The sequence below is a fragment of the Thiobacillus sp. 65-1402 genome, from assembly GCF_001897685.1.
Lineage (GTDB): Bacteria > Pseudomonadota > Gammaproteobacteria > Burkholderiales > Thiobacillaceae > Thiobacillus.
Genome location: NZ_MKUG01000058.1, coordinates 1 through 22,550, shown reverse-complemented (window position 1 = coordinate 22,550; position 22,550 = coordinate 1). Strand labels below are relative to the sequence as shown.

The 22,550-nt window shown below is 66.5% G+C and carries 22 protein-coding genes; 9 read left to right on the top strand and 13 right to left on the bottom strand.

Annotation, left to right across the window (positions count from 1 at the left end; genetic code table 11):
• Window positions 1–22 precede the first annotated feature (22 nt).
• Both BGO62_RS04670 and BGO62_RS04665 read left to right on the top strand, forming a co-directional pair.
• On the top strand, window positions 23–487 hold the full coding sequence (locus tag BGO62_RS04670) for a tRNA (cytidine(34)-2'-O)-methyltransferase (protein ID WP_296639771.1): 465 nt from the start codon (window positions 23–25) through the stop codon (window positions 485–487).
• Window positions 488–501: 14 nt separating this feature from the next.
• Window positions 502–981 (top strand): hypothetical protein, encoded by a 480-nt coding sequence (locus BGO62_RS04665; RefSeq protein ID WP_296639770.1) that lies wholly within the window; start codon window positions 502–504, stop codon window positions 979–981.
• A 54-nt stretch (window positions 982–1,035) separates the two neighbouring features.
• On the opposite strand, the gene BGO62_RS04660 is transcribed toward BGO62_RS04665, so the two are convergent.
• The 3 genes from BGO62_RS04660 to BGO62_RS04650 all read right to left on the bottom strand — a co-directional run bounded on the left by BGO62_RS04660 (window position 1,036) and on the right by BGO62_RS04650 (window position 3,460).
• Window positions 1,036–2,127 carry an NYN domain-containing protein gene (locus tag BGO62_RS04660; protein ID WP_296639769.1) on the bottom strand — a complete coding sequence of 364 codons (1,092 nt, stop codon included), beginning with the start codon at window positions 2,125–2,127 and terminating at the stop codon, window positions 1,036–1,038.
• 77 nt (window positions 2,128–2,204) lie between these two features.
• Complete coding sequence (locus tag BGO62_RS04655; protein ID WP_296639787.1) at window positions 2,205–2,507, bottom strand: chaperone modulator CbpM; 303 nt, start codon at window positions 2,505–2,507, stop codon at window positions 2,205–2,207.
• A gap of 2 nt (window positions 2,508–2,509) precedes the next feature.
• Window positions 2,510–3,460 carry a DnaJ C-terminal domain-containing protein gene (locus BGO62_RS04650; protein ID WP_296639767.1) on the bottom strand — a complete coding sequence of 317 codons (951 nt, stop codon included), beginning with the start codon at window positions 3,458–3,460 and terminating at the stop codon, window positions 2,510–2,512.
• A gap of 112 nt (window positions 3,461–3,572) precedes the next feature.
• Between BGO62_RS04650 and BGO62_RS04645 the strand changes: the two genes are divergently transcribed.
• From BGO62_RS04645 to BGO62_RS04620, 6 genes are all read left to right on the top strand, one after another.
• On the top strand, window positions 3,573–5,066 hold the full coding sequence (locus BGO62_RS04645) for an efflux transporter outer membrane subunit (protein ID WP_296639765.1): 1,494 nt from the start codon (window positions 3,573–3,575) through the stop codon (window positions 5,064–5,066).
• The gene (locus BGO62_RS04640; protein ID WP_296639764.1) at window positions 5,063–6,361 is read left to right on the top strand and encodes an efflux RND transporter periplasmic adaptor subunit; all 1,299 of its coding nucleotides are present in this window, start codon (window positions 5,063–5,065) and stop codon (window positions 6,359–6,361) included. Before BGO62_RS04645 ends, BGO62_RS04640 begins: the two co-directional genes overlap by 4 nt.
• Entirely contained in the window at window positions 6,358–7,062 is a 705-nt protein-coding gene (locus tag BGO62_RS04635; RefSeq protein ID WP_296639761.1) for an ABC transporter ATP-binding protein, read from the top strand. The genes BGO62_RS04640 and BGO62_RS04635 overlap by 4 nt, the downstream gene beginning before the upstream one ends.
• Window positions 7,062–8,264 carry an ABC transporter permease gene (locus BGO62_RS04630; RefSeq protein ID WP_296639759.1) on the top strand — a complete coding sequence of 401 codons (1,203 nt, stop codon included), beginning with the start codon at window positions 7,062–7,064 and terminating at the stop codon, window positions 8,262–8,264. Before BGO62_RS04635 ends, BGO62_RS04630 begins: the two co-directional genes overlap by 1 nt.
• 120 nt (window positions 8,265–8,384) lie before the next feature.
• The gene (mprF, locus tag BGO62_RS04625; RefSeq protein WP_296639757.1) at window positions 8,385–10,967 is read left to right on the top strand and encodes a bifunctional lysylphosphatidylglycerol flippase/synthetase MprF; all 2,583 of its coding nucleotides are present in this window, start codon (window positions 8,385–8,387) and stop codon (window positions 10,965–10,967) included.
• An 11-nt stretch (window positions 10,968–10,978) separates the two neighbouring features.
• Window positions 10,979–12,382, top strand: a complete 1,404-nt coding sequence (locus BGO62_RS04620; protein ID WP_296639756.1) for an alpha/beta fold hydrolase — start codon at window positions 10,979–10,981, stop codon at window positions 12,380–12,382.
• 53 nt (window positions 12,383–12,435) lie between these two features.
• Here BGO62_RS04620 and BGO62_RS04615 read toward each other — a convergent pair whose 3' ends face one another.
• The 10 genes from BGO62_RS04615 to BGO62_RS04570 form a co-directional block, all read right to left on the bottom strand.
• Window positions 12,436–13,422 (bottom strand): NAD(P)H-dependent glycerol-3-phosphate dehydrogenase, encoded by a 987-nt coding sequence (locus BGO62_RS04615; protein WP_296639755.1) that lies wholly within the window; start codon window positions 13,420–13,422, stop codon window positions 12,436–12,438.
• On the bottom strand, window positions 13,419–13,877 hold the full coding sequence (locus BGO62_RS04610) for an SH3 domain-containing protein (RefSeq protein WP_296639753.1): 459 nt from the start codon (window positions 13,875–13,877) through the stop codon (window positions 13,419–13,421). The genes BGO62_RS04615 and BGO62_RS04610 overlap by 4 nt, the downstream gene beginning before the upstream one ends.
• Complete coding sequence (gene secB / locus BGO62_RS04605; protein WP_296639751.1) at window positions 13,874–14,332, bottom strand: protein-export chaperone SecB; 459 nt, start codon at window positions 14,330–14,332, stop codon at window positions 13,874–13,876. The genes BGO62_RS04610 and secB overlap by 4 nt, the downstream gene beginning before the upstream one ends.
• A gap of 64 nt (window positions 14,333–14,396) precedes the next feature.
• Entirely contained in the window at window positions 14,397–14,825 is a 429-nt protein-coding gene (gene trxC / locus BGO62_RS04600; RefSeq protein WP_296639749.1) for a thioredoxin TrxC, read from the bottom strand.
• A 69-nt stretch (window positions 14,826–14,894) separates the two neighbouring features.
• Complete coding sequence (gene grxC, locus BGO62_RS04595; protein WP_296639748.1) at window positions 14,895–15,158, bottom strand: glutaredoxin 3; 264 nt, start codon at window positions 15,156–15,158, stop codon at window positions 14,895–14,897.
• Between the two features lie 9 nt (window positions 15,159–15,167).
• Window positions 15,168–15,584 (bottom strand): rhodanese-like domain-containing protein, encoded by a 417-nt coding sequence (locus tag BGO62_RS04590; protein WP_296639745.1) that lies wholly within the window; start codon window positions 15,582–15,584, stop codon window positions 15,168–15,170.
• 12 nt (window positions 15,585–15,596) lie between these two features.
• Window positions 15,597–15,815: a DUF2892 domain-containing protein gene (locus tag BGO62_RS04585; RefSeq protein WP_296639743.1), complete on the bottom strand. Its 219-nt coding sequence runs from the start codon at window positions 15,813–15,815 to the stop codon at window positions 15,597–15,599.
• Window positions 15,805–19,026, bottom strand: coding sequence for an efflux RND transporter permease subunit (locus tag BGO62_RS04580; protein WP_296639741.1), 3,222 nt, complete (start codon window positions 19,024–19,026; stop codon window positions 15,805–15,807). The genes BGO62_RS04585 and BGO62_RS04580 overlap by 11 nt, the downstream gene beginning before the upstream one ends.
• Window positions 19,027–19,038: 12 nt before the next feature.
• Window positions 19,039–20,079, bottom strand: a complete 1,041-nt coding sequence (locus BGO62_RS04575) for an efflux RND transporter periplasmic adaptor subunit (RefSeq protein WP_296639739.1) — start codon at window positions 20,077–20,079, stop codon at window positions 19,039–19,041.
• A 228-nt stretch (window positions 20,080–20,307) separates the two neighbouring features.
• Complete coding sequence (locus BGO62_RS04570; protein WP_296639737.1) at window positions 20,308–20,637, bottom strand: metalloregulator ArsR/SmtB family transcription factor; 330 nt, start codon at window positions 20,635–20,637, stop codon at window positions 20,308–20,310.
• Window positions 20,638–20,800: 163 nt separating this feature from the next.
• Here BGO62_RS04570 and gpmI point away from each other — a divergent pair, with 163 nt between their 5' ends.
• On the top strand, window positions 20,801–22,342 hold the full coding sequence (gene gpmI / locus BGO62_RS04565) for a 2,3-bisphosphoglycerate-independent phosphoglycerate mutase (RefSeq protein WP_296639735.1): 1,542 nt from the start codon (window positions 20,801–20,803) through the stop codon (window positions 22,340–22,342).
• Window positions 22,343–22,550 lie beyond the last annotated feature (208 nt).

Here is a 22,550-nt window from a genome sequence, read left to right as displayed (position 1 = left end):
CCTTTATTTTAGGTCATGCCGGATGTTTGACATCGTTTTGTTTCAACCCGAGATTCCGCCCAACACCGGCAACCTGATCCGCCTGGCGGCCAATACCGGCTGCCGTCTGCATCTGGTCGAGCCGCTGGGATTCGACCTGTCCGACAAGCAGGTGGCGCGCGCCGGACTGGATTATCACGACATGGCCTGCGTGACCGTGCACAGGGACTGGCCGGCGGTGCAGGCAGCGCTGCCGGCGCGGCGCTGGTTTGCGCTTACCACCAAGGGCTGCGCGCGCTATGCCGAGATTGCTTTTCAGGCCGGCGACGTGCTGCTGTTCGGTCCGGAATCGCGCGGCCTGCCGGCGGAACTCCTGGCACAGTTCGATCCCGGGCAGCGTCTGCGCTTGCCGATGCTGCCGGGTTCGCGCAGCATGAACCTGTCCAATGCCGTCAGCGTGGTCGTGTTCGAGGCCTGGCGGCAAAACGGCTTTGCGGGAGGCGCGTAAATGGGAAGGCCGGGATGAGCGCACTGGAATGGCTGGAGGCGGCCAGCTACATCGTCACCATCGTCGGTTTGCCTTTCGCTATCGGCGTCTATGTCTACGACCGACGCCGCGACCAGCAGAACGACGAGGAGGAAATCTTCCTGCGGCTGTCCGACGAGTACGCCGACTTCATGCGGCTGGTGATCGACAACGCCGATCTGCATCTGCTGTCGCCTGCCGCGAAGGGCGAACTCAGCGAAGAGCAGCTGGTGCGAAAACACGCCCTGTTCGCCATCCTGGTCAGCCTGTTCGAGCGCGCCTACGTGCTGGTGTACGAGGACGACATGAGCCGCCAGCAGGCGCGGCTGTGGCAGTCGTGGGAAGACTACATGCACGAGTGGTGCCAGCGCGAGGATTTCCGCGCGGCATTGCCGGCGCTGCTGCAGGGCGAGGACCTGGGGTTCGTCGCGACGATCCGGCGGATTGCGCAGACGACCGCAGGCGCGCCGCAATGAGCGTCGCCGCATCCATGCCCGGCGGACGGGCTGGCCGGATGCGCGCGAAGCCGTTCAGGCGCTGTCGGGCTTGAGCGTCGGTTTGCGGCGGCGGCTGCGCTCCGGCGGCTCGCGGGAAGGGGCGGGCGCTTTCGCCGCCGCCTTTTGCGTTGACGCCGCGGCCGCCACCGCTGTTGCCGGCACCGCCGCGGCCGCCTCTGCCGTCTTCTCCGCCGGCTTGCGGCCACCGCGTTCCTTGCGGCGCGTCTCGCTCTGCTGGCCCGGCGCCACGGCGGCAATGGCTTCCGCTGCCCGCTCGGCCGGCGCCTCGTTAGGGCGCGCGCCGCTGCTGCTGCGATAGACGTAGGCGCCCGATTTCTCGTCGCGGCCGAATTCGAGCAGGCCGCGCGCCTGCGCCTCCTCGAGCAGATTGCCGAAGGCGCGGAAGCCGTAGTAGGACTCGCTGAAATCGGGCTTGCGCCGCTTGATCGCCTCTTTCAGCACCGAGGCCCAGATTTTGCCGCTGTCGCCGCGTTCGGCCACCAGCGCATCGAACGTCTCCACCGCCATGTCGATTGCCTTGCCCTTGCGGGCTTCCAGTTCTTCCTTGCGCAGTTTTTCTTCATCGGGCGAGCGCCTCGCCGCAGGCGGCGCTTCCCGCGCCCCGTGCCTGGCCGCCGCGCGCTGGCTCTCGCGCACCAGGTCGTCGTAAAAAATGAATTCGTCGCAATTGGCGATCAGCAGGTCGGAGGTCGATTGCTTGACCCCGACCCCGATGACCTTCTTGTCGTTCTCGCGCAGCTTGGAGACCAGCGGCGAGAAGTCGGAATCGCCGCTGATGATGACGAAGGTGTTGACGTGCGACTTGGTGTAGCAGAGGTCGAGCGCATCGACCACCAGGCGGATGTCGGCCGAGTTCTTGCCCGACTGGCGGACATGCGGAATTTCGATCAACTCGAAATTGGCCTCATGCATCGTGGCCTTGAAAGCCTTGTAACGATCCCAGTCGCAATAAGCCTTCTTGACGACGATGCTGCCCTTGAGCAGCAGGCGCTCGAGCACCGGCTTGATGTCGAATTTCTCGTATTTTGCGTCGCGCACCCCGAGCGCGACGTTTTCGAAGTCGCAGAACAGCGCCATGCTGACGTTTTCTTGGGATGAAGCCATGTTTTCTCCAATGAGGGGCCGAACGCGATCGCTGCGCGGAACGCCATGATAACCACTCCCCGGGCGCCGAGGCGGTTTCAGCCGCCGCTGCCGGCCCGCGCCCGCAGGGCGTCCATTTCCTCCAGCAGGTCGGCCACCAGGGCCGCCAGTTCCGGTGCGGCGTCGAAATCGCGTTCCAGTTGCCGCATCCGCCGCGCGCGGCTGAGCGTCGTTGCGGAGAAATGCCAGGTGCCGGCAACGCGCTCGGCATGGGGAAACAGCCCTTCCTCGAGATGGCGCAGCAGCCACGCCGGCTCCACCATGCAGGCGGCGGCCACCTGCTCCAGGCTCAGCCAGGATTCCTCCAGCAGGCTGCCGATCAGAATGTCGTCGTCATGCATGTTCACGCTCTCCCGGCTTGGCGCGGATCGAAGGCGAGCTCGCGCGCCATGGTTTCATACAGTTGCCGCGCCCGCGGCGTGTCGGCTGCCGGCAGCACCACCTGTAGGTCGAGCAGCAGATCGCCGGGCGGCTCGCCCGGGATGCCCTTGCCGCGCACGCGCAATTGGCGCCCGCTTTGCGCGCCTTCGGGGATGCGCACCCTGACGCTGCCTTGCGGCAGGTCCACCGCGACGACTCCGCCCAGCGCCGCCTCCCATGGCGCCACCGGCAGGGCCCGGTGCAGGTCGCGCCCGTCCGGACGGAAGCGCGGGTGCGGCTTGAAATGCACTTCCAGCAGCAGGTCGCCGGCGGGCGCTCCGCCGGCTCCGGGCGCACCCTGGCCGGCCAGGCGGATGACCTGGCCCTGGTGCACGCCTACGGGAATTTTCACGTTGAGGGTGCGGCTGGCGAGCACGACCCGGCCGTGGGCGTCCAGCTGCGGCATGCGCAGCGAAATCTGCCGGGTGGCGCCGCTGAAGGCGTCCTCCAGGTCGAGCAGCAGCTTGGCGTGGTGGTCCTCGCCCTGCGCCCGGCCGCCGCCGCGGGCATGGCGTGCGCCCGCCGGCGCGCCGCCGCGGCCGAACAGTTCGGCGAAGAATTCGCTGAAATCGGCGGCTTCGCGGGGCGAAAAACCGCGGCCGGAAAACTCGAAGCCGGCGTCCCAGTCGGGCGGCGGGCGGAAATCCTGGCCGGGCTGGTAGCCCCGCCCGAGCTGGTCGTAGGCGGCGCGTTTCTCCACGTCCGAGAGCACGGCGTAGGCCTCGTTGACCTCCTGCATGCGCAGCTCGGCATCCGGCTCCTTGGAGATGTCCGGATGGTATTTGCGTGCCAGCTTGCGGAAGGCCTTCTTGATCTTGTCCGCAGTGGCGTCGCGCGCCACCCCCAGGGTCTGGTAGTAGTCCTTGAATTGCATGCGGCTTCCCCGAATCGTGGCCCGGCCTGCCTTGTGTTTAAATGATCCCGCTGCCGGAACTAACAGAATAGTGAAGCCACCAAGCAAACAACAAGGAATTCCCCACATTGCCATGGCCCTCCCGGCACTTCGATGCGCGCCTGCCGTCCCTGACCCCCTGCCCCTGAACGCGCCGCTGGCCGCTCGCCGCCTGGTTGCCCTGATCGCGCTCGGCCTGGCCGGCTGCGCCGCGGTGGGTCCGGATTACCGGGCGCCGGCGCCGGCGGTGCCCGCGGACTGGAGCCGGATCGATGCGCCGCTTGTCCATGCCGCGGCCGCCGGCGATCTGAGCCACTGGTGGCGCGGACTCAACGACCCGCTGCTGTCCGAACTGGTGGAGCAGGCGCTGCTGGCCAGCCCCGATTTGCGCAGCGCGCAAGCCAGGCTGCGCGAGGCGCGCGCGCGTCGCGCGGTGGCCGCGGCAGGCCGCTTGCCGAGCGTGACCGGCTCCGGTTCTGCGCGCCGCAGCGATTCCAGCGCCGAGAGCGGCAGCGGCGCAACGCGCAATCTGTTCAGCGTCGGCCTGGATGCGAGCTGGGAGCTGGACGTTTTCGGCGGGGTCCGGCGCGGCATCGAGGCGGCCGAGGCCGATCTGCAATCGTCGCAGGCCAGCCTGCACGACACCCAGGTTTCGCTGGTGGCCGAGGTGGCCCTCAATTATGTCGAGGTGCGCGCCTTGCAGACCCGGCTCGGCATTGCCCGGGACAATCTGGCGAGCCAGTCGGAGACGCTGCAGCTCACCGACTGGCGCGCCCAGGCCGGGCTCGTCAGCAGCCAGGACGTGGAGCAGGCGCGCAGCAATCAGGCGCTGACCCGGGCCCAGATCCCCGTGCTTGAAACCAGCCTTGCCGAATCCGAACATGACCTCGACATTCTGCTGGGCAGGCCGCCGGGTACGCTGCATGCGCGCCTCGCCGCCCCCGGTGAGCTGCCGTCCGTGCCGGCGCAGATTGCGGTCGGCATCCCGGCCGACACCCTGCGCCAGCGCCCTGATGTGCGGGTGGCCGAGCGCCGGCTGGCAGCAGAAACCGCGCGCGTGGGCGTGGCCGAAGCGGCACGCTATCCGTCCTTCAATCTCTCGGGCTCGATCGGCCTCGAAGCGCTGACCTTCGGCGCGCTCGGCAGCGGCGACGCCGCCACATCATCGCTGTTTGCAGGGATTACCGGCCCCATCTTCGATGCCGGGCGCCGGCGCGCCCAGGTGGAGATCCAGGACGCCGTGCGTGAGCAGGCGCAGGTGACGTACGAACAGGCCGTGCTCAGCGCGCTGCAGGAGGTGGAAAACGCGCTGGTCGCGCTTGCCCGTAACCGCGAGCGCGTCGAGGCGTTGACGAATGCCGTCGAAGCGGCGCGCAACGCGGCGCAGATGGCGCAGCAGCGTTACAGTGCCGGCCTGATCGATTTCCAGTCGGTGCTCGACACCGAACGCAGCGTGCTGTCCGCCGAGGACAGCCTCGCCAGCAGCCGCGCCGACGGCGTGCTGGCGCTCATCCGTTTGTACAAGGCGCTGGGTGGCGGCTGGTCGCCGCAAACTGAAACCCGCCCGGCCGACAAGGACGCTCCATGAACGATCCCAACACTTCGCAAGCCAAGCAGGGTCCCGCCCTGAAGCAACTTCTCGCAACCAGATCCGGCGGCCTGTTTTCAGGGCGCTGGCTGTGGCTGGCTGGCGCACTGATGGCGATTGCCGTTGCGGCCTGGCTGTTGCTGCGTTCCGGCGAAGACAAGGCTGCGCCGCGCTACACGACCGAAGCGGCCACACTCGGCACGCTGGTGGTCAAGGTGTCCGCCACCGGCAAGCTGCAGCCGACCAACACGGTGGATGTTGGCAGCGAACTTTCCGGCATCGTCGACAAGGTCTACGTCGACGATAACGATGAGGTGAAAAAGGGCCAGATCCTGGCGCAGCTGGACCTGTCCAAGCTGCAGGATGCGGTCGCGAAATCGCGCGCCAGCCTCACTGCGACCGAGGCGCAGGTGCTGCAGGCGCAGGCCACGGTTGCGGAAACGCGCGCAACGCTTGCCCGCTACCAGCAGGTGTCGCAGCTGTCCGGCGGCAAGGTGCCGTCCAGGATTGAAATGGACACCGCCGAAGCCAATCTGAAACGTGCCGAAGCCAACGTCGCCAGCGCCCGCGCCAGCGTGACCCAGGCGCGTGCCACACTGCAATCGGACGAGACCAACCTCGGCAAGGCAAGCATACGCTCGCCGATCAATGGCGTGGTGCTGTCGCGTCAGGTCGATCCGGGCCAGACCGTGGCGGCCTCGTTCCAGGCGCCGGTGCTGTTCAAGCTGGCCGAGGATCTGACCAAGATGGAACTGCAGGTCGATGTCGACGAGGCGGATGTCGGCCAGGTGAAGGCCGGGCAGAAGGCCACGTTCAGCGTCGATGCATGGCCCGGGCGCGAATACAGCGCCGTCATCACGCGGGTCGGCTATGGCGCCCGGGAAGCGGAAGGCGTCGTGTCCTACCTCACCGTGCTCGAAGTCGACAACGACGATTTCAGCCTGCGGCCCGGCATGACCGGCACCGCCGATATCACCACGCTCATCCGCGAAAACGCGCTGCTGGTACCGAACGCCGCGCTGCGCTTCACCCCGGCGCCTCCCGCCGCCGCCGAGAAGCAATCCGGCGGCAGCGTGATGGGTGCCCTGATGCCGCGCATGCCGAGGCAGGCCAGAAAGGTCAAGCCGACGCCCAACGCCAGCGGCACGCAGCGGGTGTGGGTGCTGCAGGACGGCGAGCCGGTCGCCCTCGACGTCAAAACCGGCGCCACCAATGGTCGCGTGACCGAGGTCACCGGCGGGGCACTCAAGGCAGGCATGCAGGCGATCACCGAGGCCCTGGGCGCGCAGCCATGAGCGATGCGGTACTGATCCGGCTGTCCGGCATCACCAAGACCTACGGCAGCGGACAGGCGGCGTTCCAGGCGCTGAAGGGTATCGATCTCGTCATCGAGGCTGGCGATTTCGTCGCCGTCATGGGCCCAAGCGGTTCCGGCAAATCGACCGCGATGAATATCCTCGGCTGCCTCGATGTCGCCACCAGCGGCAGCTACGAATTCGAGGGCGTGAAGGTCGAACAGCTGACACGCAACGAGCGTGCGCTGATCCGGCGCAACTATCTTGGCTTCGTGTTCCAGGGCTTCAACCTGCTGGCGCGCACCACCGCGCTGGAGAACGTCGAGCTGCCGCTGATCTATCGCGGCGAGCCGGCGGCCGAGCGTCATGCTGCGGCACGCGCCGCGCTGAAGCAGGTGGGGCTCGATGGCTGGGAGCACCATACGCCGGCCGAACTCTCCGGCGGTCAGCAGCAGCGCGTCGCCATCGCCCGCGCCATCGTCACCCGCCCCCACGTGCTGCTTGCGGACGAGCCGACCGGTAACCTCGACAGCCACACCAGCCAGGAAATCATGAACCTGATCAGTGGGTTTAACCGCGATTTGGGCATCACCGTGCTGATGGTCACCCACGAGCCCGAGATGGCAGCCTACGCCAAGCGCGTCATCCGCTTCGTCGACGGCCGGGTGGAAAGCGACCGCCGCAACGGGGAAGACGCCTGATGTTGTGGAATACGCTGCAGCTCGCGCTGCGCTCGATCCGGCGCAACCTGATGCGCTCCTTCCTCACCATCCTCGGTATCGTCATCGGCGTCGCTGCCGTCATCACCATGGTCACGCTCGGCAACGGCGCGACGAAATCGGTATCGGACCAGATATCCAGCATGGGCAGCAACCTGCTGATGGTGTTGCCGGGCCAACGCTTCGGCCCCGGTGCCGTGCCGGGCGCGCCCTTCAAGAGTGCCGACGTCGAGGCCGTGCGTAACCAGATCACCGGCGTCAGACTGGTCGCACCGGTGGTGAACAAGTCGGCGACTGCGGTGTACCAGGCCAACAACTGGACCACTGCGATTACCGGAAGCAGCAATGACTATTTCGAGGCCGGGAACTGGGAAATTGCTGCCGGTCGCGGCTTCAGCGAAGCCGAGGAGCGGTCAGGCAAGGCAGTGTGCGTGATCGGTGACACCGTGCGCGACAAGTTGTTCGGCCGGCAAAACCCGGTAGGCAGCCAGATCCGTATCAAGCAGTTTTCCTGCGAGGTGATCGGCCTGCTGAAGGCCAAGGGCCAGTCGTCCATGGGCTCGGACCAGGACGACGTGGTGGTGATGCCGCTTCGCACCGTGCAGCGGCGGCTCTCGGGTAACCAGGACATCGGCCGCCTGAGCATCTCGATCAAGGAGGGCGCTTCGATCGACGCGGCCAAGAATCAGCTCACCCTGCTGCTGCGCGAGCGGCGCAAAATCGGCGAGAACGAGGACGACGATTTCCGTGTGATGGACACCCGGCAGATCGCTGAGACGCTGACCAGCACCACTCGGATCCTCACCATGCTGCTTGGTGCCGTCGCGGCTGTCAGCCTGCTGGTGGGCGGCATCGGCATCATGAACATCATGCTGGTGTCGGTCACCGAGCGCACCCGCGAGATCGGCATCCGCCTCGCCATCGGCGCGCTGGAAAGGGAGGTGCTGCTGCAGTTCCTCATCGAGGCGGTGGTGCTGTCGAGCCTGGGCGGCCTGATCGGCATCGCGCTCGCGACCGGCGCCTCGATCTTCCTCGCCGGGCTGATGGACATTCCCTATCTGTTCGACCCCGGCATCAACCTGCTGTCCTTCGTCTTTTCCGCCGCCATCGGCGTGATCTTCGGCTTCTTCCCGGCGCGCCGGGCGGCCGGCCTCAACCCGATCGACGCCTTGCGGCACGAATGAGCGCAAGCGGGCCAACATCGAAATACCGGAGGGATCCGGGTTTGCCATGATGCGCGAGTGAACGGCCGGCCTCGATTGGCCTAAGATGAAGCATCGCCCATTGGATACATGCCCGATCCCTTGAAAGATGCTCTCGCGAATCTCAAGGACGCGTTCTATCGGCGCCGGCATCTTTGGGCGGCCATTTTCAGCCTGTCGCTATTCTTGTCCGCACTGGGGATGCTGCATCGGGAACTGGCGGATACCCATCTCGCCGAAATACGCCAGGCCCTTGACCGGGTGCCCGTCAGCGACTTGCTGCTGGCGGGGCTCGGCACGCTCGGCAGCTACCTCGCCCTGACCGGCTACGACATGCTGGCCCTGCGCCACCTGGGCCGCGCGTTGCCCTATCCGCGCGTGGCGCTGAACGCCTTCATCGCCACCACGGTGGGACATAACCTGGGCATGGCCATGCTCTCCGCCGGAGCGGTGCGCTTGCGCCTTTACACGGCCGCAGGGCTCGCGGCCACCGAGGTGGCGGGGCTGGTGGCCTTGATCGGGCTCACTTTCGCCGTGGGCGTGACGTTTGCCGCCGGACTGGCGCTGCTCCTTGAACCGGCGGAGAGCGGGCGGCTGCTGCACCTGTCCGCGGACGGCACAGGCGCCATCGGCGCCCTGCTGCTTGCCCTGGTTGCCCTTTATCTGGGCTTCGGCCTGTTGCGCCGCGCCCCCGTCCGGCTGGGCAGCTGGCAGTGGCATCTGCCTGGCGCCGGCATCGCTGTGGGCCAGCTGATCCTGGCCGTGGCCGACCTGGGGTGCGCCGCCGCCGCCCTTTTCTGGCTTTTGCCCGCGGAAGCGGCCGTGTCGTTCCCCGCGTTTCTGGGCGTGTACGTTCTGGCGGTGGTGGCGGGCATCGTCAGCCATGTGCCGGCCGGGCTCGGGGTGTTTGAAACGGTGCTGCTGCTGGCCCTGCCGGCGGTGCCGCAGGAAGATTTGCTGGCAGCCATTCTGGCCTATCGTGCGATCTACTATCTGGCCCCGCTGGCGGTGGCGGCGCTGCTGGTTGCCGGAAAGCTGGTGCAGGCACGCCGTGCCGCGCTTGCCCAGGGCCTGGATTCGATGCGCCAGGTTTTCGGCTGGCTGGCGCCGGTGACGGTCAGCAGCGCGACCTTCATCGCCGGGGCGCTGCTGCTGTTGTCCGGCAGCACGCCCGCGCTCCCCGAACGGCTGTCCCTGCTGCAGGACTTCGTGCCCCTGCCGCTGCTGGAGGTTTCGCATCTGCTGGGCAGCCTGGCCGGCCTTGGCCTCGTCATCCTGGCGCGGGCGCTGCATCGCCGGGTCGATGCAGCCTACCATCTGGCCTTCTGGCTGCTGGCGCTCGGCGCGCTGGCCTCCCTGGCCAAAGGCCTGGATTACGAGGAGGCGCTGCTTTCCACGCTGGTCCTGGGCATGCTCTGGCTGGGGCGTGACGCCTTCAATCGGCCCGCCTCCCTCTTTGCCCGGCGTTTCTCGCCGGGCTGGATGCTCTCGGTCGCGCTGCTGCTGGCCGCCACCGTTTGGCTGGGGCTGTTCTCCTTCAAGCATGTCGATTATTCCCATGAGCTGTGGTGGCAGTTCGCCCTGCAGGGCGATGCCCCGCGCTTCCTGCGCGCGTCCCTGTTGCTGGTTTTGACGGGGGGCGGCCTGGCGCTGCTGCATCTGCTGCGGCCGGCGCCGCCCGAACCCGGCAGGCCGAGCGGACAGGATCTGGCACAGGCTGCCCGCATCGTCGCCGCCGCCCCGCAGAGCGACGCCGCCCTCGCCCTGCTGGGCGACAAGCGCCTGCTGTTCAGCCCGGCCGGAGAGGCTTTCATCATGTATCAGGTGCGAGGCCAGAGCTGGATCGCCATGGGCGATCCGGTCGGGCCGGAGCGCGCGCGCGAAGCGCTGGTCTGGCGGTTCCGCGAGATGGCGGATCGCCATGGCGGACGCACCGTCTTCTATCAGGTCGATGCGGAAAACCTGCCCCTCTACCTGGATCTGGGTCTGACCGCCATGAAGCTGGGCGAGGAAGGCATGGTTTCCCTGGCCGGATTCTCGCTGGAGGGAGCGGCGCGCAAGGAGCTGCGCCAGTCCCATCGCCGCGCCCAGCGGGACGGACTCAGCTTCGAGGTCGTGCCGCCTGCGGCGGTGCCGGCGCTCCTGGACGAACTCAGGCGGATTTCGGATAGCTGGCTGGCAGAGAAGCACACTCGGGAAAAAGGGTTTGCACTGGGCTATTTCCAGCCCGCGTATCTCGCCCATTTCCCCTGTGCGCTGGTGCGCCTGGACGGGCGCGTCGTGGCCTTCGCCAACGTCCTGGCATCCGCCGGGCGGCAGGAATTGTCCATCGATCTCATGCGTCGTCTGCCCGAGGCGCCCAAGGGCGTCATGGACTATCTTTTTATCGAACTCATGCTGTGGGGCAGCCGCGAGGGCTACGCCCATTTCAATCTGGGCATGGCCCCCCTGTCCGGCCTGGAGTCCCATCCCCTTGCCCCGTTGTGGCACCGCCTGGGGACATTGATTTTCCGGCAGGGGGAGTACTTCTACAACTTCGAGGGCTTGCGCGCCTACAAGGAAAAGTTCTCGCCCGCCTGGCGCCCGAAGTACCTGGCCGTGCCCGGCGGGCTGGCCTTGCCGACCGTCCTGCTGGACGTGGCGGCCCTGATCGCCGGAGGCATCCGGGGCGTGTTCAGCCGTTGACGGGAGCCCGAATGAACAGCCAGCCGCAGCACGTGTTTCGCCAGCTCATCCGAATCGCATTCCTGCTGGCCTTGTCCGGTTCCGGCTGGGGGGCGGGCAGCCTCGTCGAATCCACCCTGGCGTTCGGCCGCTTTGGCAACGTCACGCTCTATTCCCCGTCCGCGGAGCCGGATCGGGTCGTGCTGTTCATCTCCGGCGACGGCGGCTGGAATCTGGGCGTGATCGACATGGCCCGTGAACTGGCCGGACTCGATGCCCTGGTCGTGGGGATCGATATCCGGCATTACCTGGCATCCGTGGAAGCGGGCCAGCAGAAGTGCGCCTACCCGGCGGGGGATTTCGAGGCCCTGGGCCAGTTCGTGCAGAAAAAACTGGGCTATCGGCAGTTCCACCGCCCCGTGCTGGTGGGCTATTCCTCGGGTGCCACCCTGGCCTATGCCACCCTGGCCCAGGCTCCGGCCGGCACCTTCTCGGGCGCGGTCAGCCTGGGGTTCTGTCCGGATCTGATGCTGCGCAAGCCCATGTGCAGGGGAGCCGGCCTCAGCTACAAAGTCGATCCTGGACTGGGGCAGGTGTTCGATCCCGTTGCCCGTCTGGCCGACCCGTGGGTGGTGCTCCACGGCGACCAGGATCAGGTCTGCGCGCCGGCAGCCACGGCGGCTTACGTGGGTAAAGTGGCGGGCGGCAGCCTGGTCCGCCTTCCCAGGGTGGGGCACGGCTTTTCCGTGCCGCGCAACTGGATGCCCCAGTTCAAGGCCGCGTTCGCGGCCTTCTCGCGGCCAGCGCCCGGCGTGCCTCTCCGGGCGGCGAAAGGGGTGGGGTATTTGCCGCTGGTGGAAGTCGCTGCCGGCCGGCCCGGCGACACGCTGGCGATTCTGCTCACAGGCGATGGCGGCTGGGCGGGCCTCGACCGGGGGCTCGCAGCCGCCCTGGCGGAAAGGGGCGTGGCGGTGATCGGCTGGGATTCCCTGCAGTATTACTGGAACCCGCGCACGCCGGATGCGGCGGCCAGGGATCTGGCCAGCGTGATGGAGTATTACCGGACCGCGCTGAAGCGGCAGCGGATTATCCTGATCGGCTACTCCTTCGGGGCGGAAGTGCTGCCGTTTCTGGCAAGCCGCTTGCCGGCGGAGCTGAAGGCACACATCGAGAAAATTGTCCTGCTGGGGCCGGGCACCCGGGCGCATTTTGAATTCAAGCTCGCCGACTGGCTGGGCGGTGCCGAGGGCGGCCAGGAGGTCTCCAGTGAAATCGCCCGGCTTGGCGGCCTGCCCGTGGAGTGCGTGCATGGCTCGGAAGAGCACGACAGCCTGTGCACCCAACTCGATGCCGGGCTGGCCAGAAGCGTGACGCTGCCAGGCGGCCATCATTTTGATGGGGACTATGCGGGCCTGGCCAGACTGATCCGGGAGTGATGCTTCGCTGTCTTTCAGCGCGATTCAGGCCGTGGAGGCCGCCTGGCTGCGCCTCAGAACTCGGCCTTGATTTCCCGGTTCAGCAGGGCATCGACCGCCTGCGCGGCAGGCAGGCCGTCGAACAGTATCCGGCAGACGGCGCGGGTGATCGGCATGTCGACGCCCCGTTCGGCTGCGAGCGCGTCGGCCTCGCGTGCGGTGGTGACGCCTTCGGCGACGTGGCCGAGTTCGGCGAGGATGGCGGCGAGTGGCTGGCCGCGCGCGAGCCGCAGGCCGACCTGGCGGTTGCGCGAGAGGTCGCCGGTGGTGGTGAGGATGAGGTCGCCGAGGCCGGACAACCCCATGAAGGTTTCGAAGCGGCCGCCGAGTCTGACGCCGAGCCGGGTCATTTCGGCCAGCCCGCGGGTGATGAGGGCGGCGCGGGCGTTGTGGCCGAGCTGCAGGCCGTCGCAGATGCCGGCGGCAATGGCCATGACGTTCTTCAGTGCGCCGCCGATTTCGACACCGATGACGTCGTCATGCGCATAGAGCCGCAGGCGCTGGCCGGACAGCATTGCCGACAGGCGCTGCGCCAGCGCGGTGTCGTGGGCAGCCAGCGTCAGCGCGGTGGGGTAGCCTTGCGCGACCTCCTGGGCGAAGCTGGGGCCGGACAGCACGGCGGTTTGCGTGTGCCCGGGCAGCAGTTCGGCGATGAGCTGGTGCGGCAGCTTGCGGCTGCCGGGCTCGAATCCCTTGCATATCCAGACCAGCGGCGGCAGCCCGGGATGCCGGGCGAGCGCGGCCAGCGTGGGGCGCAGGCCGCCGCTGGGGACGGCGACGACGAGGAGTTCGGCGTCCCCGACGACGGCGTTGAAGTCCGGGCTGAAGCGCAGCGTGTCCGGCAGCGGACAGCCGGGCAGATAGCGCGCATTGACGCGGCTCGCCTGCATGGCATCGAGCTCGGCCGCGTTGCGTCCCCACAGGGTGACGCGGTGGTGCGGCGCCCAGCTGGCCGCCAGCGCGGTGCCCCAGGCGCCCGCGCCGAGTACCGACAGTTTCATCGCCCCCATACCTCGTGCACCGGCAGCCAGCCGCTGAGGCCGCCGGCGTGTTTCACCGGCAGCCAGCCGTAGCTGTCCATATCGCCGGTGACTTCGAGCAGGACGCCGCGCGCGGCACGGAACACGATCTCGGCGTCGGCGCGCGGCTGCTGCCGGACGATGCTGGATTCGGCCTTGACCATGACGGTTCTTGCGCCGCCGAGGGCGGCTTTCTCGATCCACGCCAGCCGGCCGCTGTGGTCGCGCACCTTGACCCAGGCCTCGGTGTCGACGATGACTTCAAGCGGCAGGCCGCTGCCGGCGACGGCGACTTTGCCGGCAGCGGCCGAAGGCGCGTCGTACAGCAGGGCGGCGCGCCCGGTGCTGCGGTATTCCAGCGCAGCGGCGGGGTGCGCCAGGGCCAGCAGCAGGCCGGCCGCGGGTAGCCAGCCGGAGGGGCGCAGTCGCAATTTCAATGCGTCTGCGCGGGGGCAGCCTGTTGCTGCTGCAGCTGCTGTTGCTGCAGGTACAGCGTTTCGAAGTTGACCGGGTTCAGCAGCAGCGGCGGGAAGCCGGCGCGGATCACCACGTCGGACACGGTCTCGCGCAGATAGGGGAAGACGATGTTGGGGCAGCCGATGCCGAGCACCATCGGCAGCTGATCCTGCGGCACGTTCTGGATGCGGAAGATGCCGCCCTGGCAGCATTCGACCAGGAACATGGTCTTGTCGCCGATCTTGGCGGTGACGGTGACGGTGATGCTGGTGTGGTACAGGTCTTGGTCCAGCGCATGGCTTTCGGTCGACATGTTGACGTCGATCTGCGGCGCTTCGCGTTCCAGGTAAATGGCGGGGGCGTTGGGTACCTCCACCGACAGATCCTTGACGAAGAGTTTTTCGATATTGAATACGGGTTGTTGTTCGTCGGCCATGATGTCTCCCTGGATAAGAAAACCGGAGCCTGCGCTCCGGGGATGCTGTGCATTTTACACGCGCTTATTGAATGCCTTGCGACGCCAGCCAGCGCTTCAGTGCGAACGCATCCATCGCCCCCGAGGTGCGCGCCGCCTCGGCGCCGTTCCTGAACAGGATCAGGCTGGGAATGCCGCGGATGTGGTGGCGCATCGACACCTGCGGGTGGGCCTCGGTGTCGACCTTGGCGAAGCGCACGCGCGTGCCCATCTCGGCCGCGATTTGCTGGAATACCGGCGCCATCATCTTGCAGGGGCCGCACCAGTCGGCCCAGAAATCGACCAATACCGGCAGGCCGGCGCGGGCGACGAAGCGATCGAAGCTGGCGGCGGTGAGGTCGACCGGCTTGCCGGGCAGCAGCGGCGCGCCGCACTTGCCGCATTTGGGTGCGTCAGCCAGGCGGTCGTCCGGCACGCGGTTGACGGCGAGGCAGTGGGGGCAGGCGAGTTCCATCGGGGTTCCTTGAAGCGAAGGGTCTTCGCTTCAAGGTGGGGGCGTGCGCCGGAAACTCAAGCGTGCGCGTCAGGCACGGGCGAGCAGCGGCACCAGTTCGCCCGCCGCGTCCAGCGCCGAGGTGTCGTCGAAGCCGCCGACGTGGGTGTCGCCGATGAACACCTGCGGCACGGTGCGGCGGCCGCCGGAGCGGGCGATCATTTCGTCCTGCCTGGCCGGGTCGAGGTCGATGCGGATCTTCTCGATTTCAGTCACGCCGCGGCTTTTGAGCAGGCGCTCGGCGGCCACGCAATAGGGACAGACGGCGGTGCAATACATCACGACTTTAGCCATGGGGGTTCCTTATTTCTTGGTGACGGGCAGGTTGGCGCGTTCCCACGCCATGATGCCGCCCGCCAGGTTGTACACGGTTTCGAAGCCGGCTTTTTTCAGCATGCCGCAGGCACGCGCCGAGCGTTGGCCGCTGCGGCAGGCGACCAGGATCGGCTTGCCCTTGAATTTGTCGAGTTCCTGCAGGCGGCCGGCCAGCTGGCCGAGCGGAATGTGCCTGGCTTTCGGAATATGGCCGGCCGCGTATTCCTTGTCCTCGCGCACGTCGAGCACCAGCGCGTCGTCGTTGTACAGCCGGGTGGCTTTCAGCGTGTCGGCCTGCTCCACGCCGGACAGCTTGCCGCCGATGAAGGACCAGGCCAGCATGGCGCCCGACACCAGCGCCAGCGCCACCAGCATCCAGTTGTCCTGCAGAAATTGCATGTCCATGAATGTCTCCGCTTACAGGCCGCAGCCCGGTTTGACCCCGGCTTTTTTAAGCATGATGTCCAGCGGGCAGAAACGGGTGAGGCCGGACTGGAACAGGTTGAAGCCGACGAAGGCGGTGAACCACAGCCACGACAGCCGGCTCATATCGACGCTGCCGGAAAAATGCGCCAGCGCCAGCGACAGCATGATGAAAAATCCGGCAATGATGCGGACCATACGTTCAACGGTCATGAGGTAACTCCTGGTTCAAAGATGAGAATTTACGGTAATTGGCGGCGTAGTACAGCACCGGAATCACCACCAGCGTGAGCAGGGTGGAGACGAAAATGCCGAAAATCAGGGACACCGCGAGGCCGCTGAAAATCGGGTCATCGAGGATGAAGAAGGCGCCCATCATGGCCGCCAGCCCGGTCAGCACGATCGGCTTGGCGCGGGTGGCTCCGGCCTGGATGACCGCTTCCTGGAAGTCCATGCCACCGCGCACCTGCTCGTTGACGAAATCGACCAGCAGGATGGAGTTGCGCACGATGATGCCGGCCAGCGCGATCATCCCGATCATCGAGGTGGCGGTGAACTGCGCGCCGAGCAGGGCGTGGCCGGGCATCACGCCGATGATGGTGAGCGGGATCGGCGCCATGATGACGAGCGGCGTCAGATAGCTCTTGAACTGCGCCACCACCAGGATGTAGATCAGGATCAGCCCGACGGCATAGGCGATGCCCATGTCGCGGAAGGTTTCGTAGGTCACCTGCCATTCGCCGTCCCACTTCAGGCTGAATCCGGCGTAGGGATCGGCCGGCTGACGGATGAAATACTCGGCCAGCGTGCCGCCCTGTTCCAGCGCCTTGTCCTTCAATTCCGCGCGCATGCCGAACAGGCCGTACAGCGGTGAATCCAGCTTGCCGCCGGCGTCGCCGAAGACGAATACCACCGGCAGCAGATCCTTGTGGTAGATGGTCTTTTCGCGCGCGCTCGGCATCACTTCCACCAGCTCGGACAACGGGATCAAATGGCCGTCGTTGCCGCGCACGGTCAATTTCAGCAGTTCGTCGATGCCGTTGAGGCGCTCCGGCGGCAGCGTGATGCGCACCGGAATCTCGTACTTGGCGCCGCTGCCGTGGATGGGGGTGACGTTCTCGCCAGCCAGCCCCATCCGCATCGCCGCGACGATATCCTTCTGCGCCACCCCCGCCATCGCCGCCTTGTTCTGCATGACGCGCAGCACGAAGCGCTGGGCGTCGTCCTCCACCGTGTCGTCGATCGCCACGATGCCCTCGGTCTGCTCAAACACGCGGCGCACCTGCTTGGCGACCTGGATCTGCGCGTCGTAATCGGGGCCGTAGATTTCGGCGACGATCGGCGACATCACCGGCGGGCCGGGCGGCACTTCGACCACCTTGACGTCGGCGCCGTGCTTTCTGGCGACCGCCTCGACCGCCGGGCGGATCGCCTGCGCGATCTCGTGGCTCTTGCGGTCGCGGTCGTGCTTGTCGATCAGGTTGACCTGCAGGTCGCCGACTTCGGGGCCGGAACGCAGGTAATACTGCCGCACCAGGCCGTTGAAGTTGATCGGCGCGGCGGTGCCGGCGTAGGCCTGGTAGTCGGTGACTTCGGGCACTTGCGCGACGGCCGTGCCCATTTCGCTCAACACCTGCGCGGTTTTCTCCAGCGGCGTGCCGACCGGCATGTCGACGATGATCTGGAATTCCGACTTGTTGTCGAACGGCAGCATTTTCAGGATCACCAGCTGCACCGCCGGCAGCGCGACCGACAGCAGGATGGCGAGGCCGATGCCCAGCCACAGCTTGCGGCGCGCGCCGCGGCCTTCGAGGCCGCGCAGGAAGGGGGTCAGCCGGGTGCGGAACAGCCCGAGCAGCCTGGGTTCGCCGCCGTGGCTGGTGTGCGCGTCCTGCCGGATGAGCTTGAGCGCCAGCCAGGGGGTGACGACGAAGGCGATCGCCAGCGAGATCAGCATGCCGATCGAGGCGTTGATCGGGATCGGGCTCATGTACGGCCCCATCAGGCCGGAGACGAAGGCCATCGGCAGCAGCGCGGCGATGACGGTGAGGGTGGCGAGGATGGTCGGGCCGCCGACTTCGTCGACCGCGCGCGGAATGATCGCTGCGAGGCCGTCGTGGTCGAGTCCCATGCGGCGGTGGATGTTTTCCACCACCACGATGGCGTCGTCGACCAGGATGCCGATCGAGAAGATCAGCGCGAACAACGACACCCGGTTGAGCGTGAAGCCCCATGCCCACGAGGCGAACAGCGTGGCGGCCAGCGTCAGCAGCACCGCCGCGCCGACGATCAGCGCCTCGCGGCGGCCGAGCGCGAACAGCACCAGCAGCACCACCGAGGCGGTGGCGAAGATCAGCTTCTGGATCAGCTTCTTCGCCTTGTCGTCGGCGGTGGCGCCGTAGTTGCGGGTGACGCTGGCTTCGATGCCTTCGGGCAGCACGCTGTTCCGCAGGGCCTCGACGCGGGCAATCACCTTTTCCGCGACGTCGACTGCGTTTTCGCCCGGCTTTTTGGAAATGGCGAGCGTCACCGCCGGATAGGTCTGGCCTTTGTCGGCCTGGTGCGCGCCGCCTGCGCCGGGGCCGTGCCAGACGTAGCGGGTGGGCTGGTCGGGGCCGGCAACGACGCTGGCAATGTCGTTCATGTAGACCGGACGGCCTTGCGCGACGCCGATCACCAGCTGCCTGACGTCTTCGGCGCCGGTGAGGAAGGTGCCCGTCTGCACCAGGATTTCCTGGTTGTTGGATACCAGCGTGCCGGATGGCTGCGCCGCGTTGGCGACCTGCAGGGCGTCGCGGATGTCCTGCGGCGAGATGCCGAATGCCGCCATGCGGTCGGGATCCATCATCACCCGCACCGCGCGGCCGGGGCCGCCGACGGTGGTGACCTCGCGGGTGCCGGCGATGCGCTTCAGCTCGATTTCCGCGGCGTGCGCCGCCTGCTCCAGTTCGTAGGCGCCGCGCGTCTCGTCGCGCGTCCACAGGGTGACGGTGACGATGGGCACGTCGTCGATGCCGAGCGGCTTGATGATGGGTTCGCCGACCCCGAGTTCGGGCGAGACCCAGTCGCGGTTGGCCTGGATGGCGTCGTACAGCCGCACCAGTGCCTGGGTGCGGTCCTGGCCGACGAGGTACTGCACCGTCAGTACCGCCATACCGGGCTTCGAGACCGAATAGACGTGCTCGATACCCGAGATCTGCGACAGCACCTGCTCGGCGGGGGTGGCCACCAGCGCTTCCACGTCCTTCGCCGAGGCGCCGGGGAAGGGGATGAACACGTTGGCCATGGTCACGTTGATCTGCGGCTCTTCCTCGCGCGGCGTGACCAGGATGGCGAACAGCCCCAGCAGGGCCGCGATCAGCGCGATCAGCGGGGTGAGCTGGGACGTGAGGAAGAAACGGGCGATGCGTCCGGAGAGTCCCATGCGCACTCCTGCTTATTTGGCGGACGGGTTGGCGGCGCTCTTGGCGTAAATCCCCGCCTTGACCGGTTCGAGCGCAATGATGTCGCCCGGGTTGAGGCCGGCCAGCACCTCCACCTGCCCGCGCGCCTGGGGCATGCCCAGGCGAACCTGCCGCAGGCTCACCTGGTCCCGGTTCACCACGTAGACCGCGGTGATTTCGGAGCGGCGCACCACGGCGCTGGCCGGGATGCTGAGCTTGCGCGCGCTGGCCACCGAAAAATGCGCCCGCGCGAACATGCCGGGGATGACGCCTTCCAGGCCGGTCGGCAGGTCGATGCGCACCTTGACGGTGTGGGTGGCGGCATCGGCCGACGGCAGCACGGTGACGCCGACGGCGTCGATCCATTTGTCGAGCGAGGGGATTTCAATCGCGACACGCGGCGCGGCCTTCACCTCGGCCAGCTTGTACTGGGGAATGTTGGCAATCACCCGCATGTCCTTGGGGTCGAAGCCGGTCATCAAGGGCTTTCCGGGCGTCACGGTTTCCCCCACCTCGACGTGGCGGGCGGCGACCACCCCGGAAAATGGTGCGGTAATCACGGTGTAGCCGCTTACTGCTGCGGATTGCCCTGCCCCGGCTCGGGCAGCGCGGGCGGCCGCTTCGGCCGCGCGAAATTCGGCGGTGGCGCGATCGAGCGCGGCCTGGCTGATGAATTTCTGCTGGAACAGCTGCTGCTGGCGCTCGTAATTGGCGCGTGCGTTGGCCAGCGTGGCGGCGGCCTGCGCCACTTGCGCCTGGCTGCCCGCCACGGCGGAGGACAACTCCTGCGCCGACAGCCGCACGATCACCGAGCCCGCCTTGACGTAATCGCCGGCATCGAAATTGACCGCTGCCACGCGTCCCGACACCTGGGCGGCGACGGTCGATTGCTTGACGGCTTCAACCGTGGCTTCGGTGGAGTAGCCGCTGTCGGTCATCTGGTATTGCACCGGGGCAACGGCGAAAGGCAGGGCGGCCCAGGCGGCGGGAGAGACAAGGATGACGCAGGCAAGTAGACGAGCGGGGTTCAGCACAGATGCGACTCCGTGAAACGGTCCATTAGAGTAATCTAATTTACCATTTGATTCAATAATTTGGGCCGTTTTTTCAGCCCGGATGGTAGGTTTGCGGCAGGTTTCAAGTATGCCCCACAAGGGGGCTCCGATCCACCGCCGCCGCCGCGCGGCGGATGCAATGCCGCACCATAAAACGAAAGCCCGGCACGTCTGCGCGTGGCCGGGCCCGGGGTGTCGACTGGCTGGTTACTTGGTGAAACCGCAGAAAACGTCGCGCATCATCCCCAGAAGCTTCAGCGTGCGGGTGTCGCCGACGCGATAAAACACCCGGTTGGCATCCTTGCGGGTACGCAATACGCCCTTGTCGCGCAGGATGGCCAGGTGTTGCGAGATATTGCTTTGCGAGGTGCCGACGTGGTCGACGATGTCCTGCACGCTGACCTCCTTGTCGCCCAGGACGCAAAGGATTTTCAGACGCAGCGGATGCGACATGGCTTTCATCGCACGCGAAGCCTGTTCGATGTGCTCGTCCTTGTCCATGAGGTCCACTTCGTCCCAATCGGCTGCCATATTCATTACCTCGATCCTGTTCGTGTAGTACCCTGACGCGGCGCGGTTTTTTGCTGAAACCCGCGTGATACCGCATTTTGAAGCAACATGTTGCATTGCGTATAGATTAGCAATCACGCATATATTAAAATAATCCCATGAAAACGAGTCAGGTTATACAAATTTTTTCATGAAGACCTCGCCGGTTCTCCTTCTCATTCTCGACGGTTTCGGTTGCCGCGCGGAGCGCGCGGACAATGCGATCGCGCAAGCCAGCAAACCCAATTGGGACCGGTTCTGGAAGCATAATCCGCACACCCTGATCCACGCTTCCGAGTCCGAAGTGGGGCTGCCCAAGGGGCAAATGGGGAATTCCGAGGTGGGGCATCTCAACATCGGCGCGGGACGCGTGGTGTATCAGGAGTTCACCCGCATCGACCACGCCATCGAGTCCGGTTATTTCTACACCAACCCGGCGCTGCTGAATGCAGTGCATCGGGTGCGCGACCAGGACAAGACCCTGCATGTGCTGGGCCTGCTGTCGGACGGCGGAGTGCATAGCCACGAGTCGCACTTCCATGCCTTGCTGGAACTGGCGGCGCGCGAAGGACTGCGCAAGGTGTGTCTGCACGTGTTTCTGGATGGCCGCGACACGCCGCCGAAAAGCGCCGAAACCTACCTGCGCCGCCTGATCGAAAAAACCGAACAGGCTGGCGTCGGCCACATCGCGTCGATGATCGGCCGCTACTATGCGATGGACCGCGACCGCCGCTGGCAACGGGTCAAATCCGCGTATGACTTGCTGACGCAGGGGCGTGCCGAGTTCCGGGCCGACAATCCGCTGGCCGGGCTGGAGGCCGCCTACGCGCGCGGCGAGACCGACGAATTCATCAAGGCGACGGCGATCCTGCCGCCCGACGGCAAGCCGGTGAAGATGGAAGACGGCGATGCGGTGATCTTTCTCAACTTCCGCTCCGACCGCGCGCGGCAGCTGTCGCGGCCGTTCATCGAACCCGATTTCAGCGAATTCGAACGCGAAGTCACGCCGCGCCTGGCCACCTACTGCACGTTGACCGGCTACAGCGACGACTTCGACGTGTCGGTCGCATTTCCGCCCGAGCGCATCAAGAATGGCCTGGGCGAATACGTCGCCAACCTCGGCCTGCGCCAGCTGCGCATTGCCGAAACCGAAAAATATCCGCACGTCACTTTCTTTTTCAACGGCGGCGAGGAAATCTCCTTCCCCGGCGAAGATCGCGTGTTGGTGCCGTCTCCCGACGTCGCAACCTACGACCTCAAGCCCGAAATGAGCGCTTTCGAGGTCACCGACAAACTGCTCGCGGCAATCAACGGCAAACAGTACGACGTCATCGTCTGCAACTACGCCAACCCCGACATGGTGGGGCATACCGGCGATCTGCAGGCGGCGATCAAGGCGATCGAAACCGTCGACACCTGCCTGGGCCGGGTGGTGGAGGCACAGCTGGCGCGCGGCGGCGAAGTCCTGGTGACGGCCGACCACGGCAACGCCGAGCTGATGCGCGACGCCGAAACCGGGCAGGCGCATACCGCGCACACGATGAATCTGGTGCCGCTCATCTACATCGGGCGGCGCCGCGCCACGCTGGCCGAAACCGGCGCGCTCGAAGACGTCAGCCCGACCCTGCTGAAAATGATGGGATTGCCGCAACCCCCTGAAATGACGGGCGAAGCCCTGCTTCAATTTGAGTAAGCCCGCCCGCTTCGGGTAAGCTCGGCAGGGTGAACTTCAAACAATCCCTCGTCCTGCTGGCGCTGCTGGGACCGCTGGGCGCCGGCGCCAACCAGGTCGAACGCAAGCAATCCGAGCTCGACGCGCTCAAGCAACGTCTGCACACCCTGCAGACGGAGTTTCGCAACACGCAGGCGCACCGCCAGGAAGCAGCCGACGAACTGCGCCA

What these genes read in the sequence shown, in the direction of transcription:
- BGO62_RS04670 (WP_296639771.1), top strand. Translation starts at nt 23, where the DNA reads ATGTTTGACATCGTTTTGTTTCAACCCGAGATTCCGCCCAACACCGGC.
- BGO62_RS04665 (WP_296639770.1), top strand. Translation starts at nt 502, where the DNA reads ATGAGCGCACTGGAATGGCTGGAGGCGGCCAGCTACATCGTCACCATC.
- BGO62_RS04660 (WP_296639769.1), bottom strand. Translation starts at nt 2,127, where the DNA reads ATGGCTTCATCCCAAGAAAACGTCAGCATGGCGCTGTTCTGCGACTTC.
- BGO62_RS04655 (WP_296639787.1), bottom strand. Translation starts at nt 2,507, where the DNA reads ATGCATGACGACGACATTCTGATCGGCAGCCTGCTGGAGGAATCCTGG.
- BGO62_RS04650 (WP_296639767.1), bottom strand. Translation starts at nt 3,460, where the DNA reads ATGCAATTCAAGGACTACTACCAGACCCTGGGGGTGGCGCGCGACGCC.
- BGO62_RS04645 (WP_296639765.1), top strand. Translation starts at nt 3,573, where the DNA reads ATGGCCCTCCCGGCACTTCGATGCGCGCCTGCCGTCCCTGACCCCCTG.
- BGO62_RS04640 (WP_296639764.1), top strand. Translation starts at nt 5,063, where the DNA reads ATGAACGATCCCAACACTTCGCAAGCCAAGCAGGGTCCCGCCCTGAAG.
- BGO62_RS04635 (WP_296639761.1), top strand. Translation starts at nt 6,358, where the DNA reads ATGAGCGATGCGGTACTGATCCGGCTGTCCGGCATCACCAAGACCTAC.
- BGO62_RS04630 (WP_296639759.1), top strand. Translation starts at nt 7,062, where the DNA reads ATGTTGTGGAATACGCTGCAGCTCGCGCTGCGCTCGATCCGGCGCAAC.
- BGO62_RS04620 (WP_296639756.1), top strand. Translation starts at nt 10,979, where the DNA reads ATGAACAGCCAGCCGCAGCACGTGTTTCGCCAGCTCATCCGAATCGCA.
- BGO62_RS04615 (WP_296639755.1), bottom strand. Translation starts at nt 13,422, where the DNA reads ATGAAACTGTCGGTACTCGGCGCGGGCGCCTGGGGCACCGCGCTGGCG.
- secB (WP_296639751.1), bottom strand. Translation starts at nt 14,332, where the DNA reads ATGGCCGACGAACAACAACCCGTATTCAATATCGAAAAACTCTTCGTC.
- trxC (WP_296639749.1), bottom strand. Translation starts at nt 14,825, where the DNA reads ATGGAACTCGCCTGCCCCCACTGCCTCGCCGTCAACCGCGTGCCGGAC.
- grxC (WP_296639748.1), bottom strand. Translation starts at nt 15,158, where the DNA reads ATGGCTAAAGTCGTGATGTATTGCACCGCCGTCTGTCCCTATTGCGTG.
- BGO62_RS04590 (WP_296639745.1), bottom strand. Translation starts at nt 15,584, where the DNA reads ATGGACATGCAATTTCTGCAGGACAACTGGATGCTGGTGGCGCTGGCG.
- BGO62_RS04585 (WP_296639743.1), bottom strand. Translation starts at nt 15,815, where the DNA reads ATGACCGTTGAACGTATGGTCCGCATCATTGCCGGATTTTTCATCATG.
- BGO62_RS04580 (WP_296639741.1), bottom strand. Translation starts at nt 19,026, where the DNA reads ATGGGACTCTCCGGACGCATCGCCCGTTTCTTCCTCACGTCCCAGCTC.
- BGO62_RS04570 (WP_296639737.1), bottom strand. Translation starts at nt 20,637, where the DNA reads ATGAATATGGCAGCCGATTGGGACGAAGTGGACCTCATGGACAAGGAC.
- gpmI (WP_296639735.1), top strand. Translation starts at nt 20,801, where the DNA reads ATGAAGACCTCGCCGGTTCTCCTTCTCATTCTCGACGGTTTCGGTTGC.